This window comes from Tamlana crocina (assembly GCF_012037625.1).
The window spans coordinates 1-322 of sequence record NZ_JAAVJS010000680.1 but is presented as its reverse complement, the minus strand read 5'-3'; the positions used below and the strand labels follow the sequence as shown (position 1 = coordinate 322).

The 322-nt window shown below is 38.8% G+C and carries 1 protein-coding gene and 1 pseudogene; both read right to left on the bottom strand.

Going from position 1 to position 322, the window contains the following annotated elements:
- Positions 1-229, bottom strand: a pseudogene (locus HC176_RS19810) (polysaccharide deacetylase family protein); the annotation flags it as partial.
- 9 nt (positions 230-238) lie between these two features.
- The coding region (locus HC176_RS18545; RefSeq protein ID WP_280818726.1) for a JAB domain-containing protein at positions 239-322 on the bottom strand (84 nt) is incomplete at its 5' end.

Genomic DNA, 322 nt, shown 5'->3' with positions numbered 1-322 from the left:
CTTTAACCTCAAGATCGCTTATGCCCTGTTCAAGTAACAGGTCAACATTCTGGATAAAAACCTCATTACCGAGGCTTTGTTTCCCATAGGAAATTTTCATTCCCTCATGAGCTACAAATTCTTCAATTTTAGAGGTAAAACCTATAGGAATTCCAAGGAGATGGGTGCAAAGATTTTTAAAGGTATAGGTGATCCTGGGAGTGATTTTCTGAGTGTATACCAGCAGCATAGGCTAAATTTAAAGCAAACCTTCATCGGCAAAGCTAAAATAGGATTTCTCGGTTACAATAACGTGATCCAGCACCTTTATATCAAGGCTCTC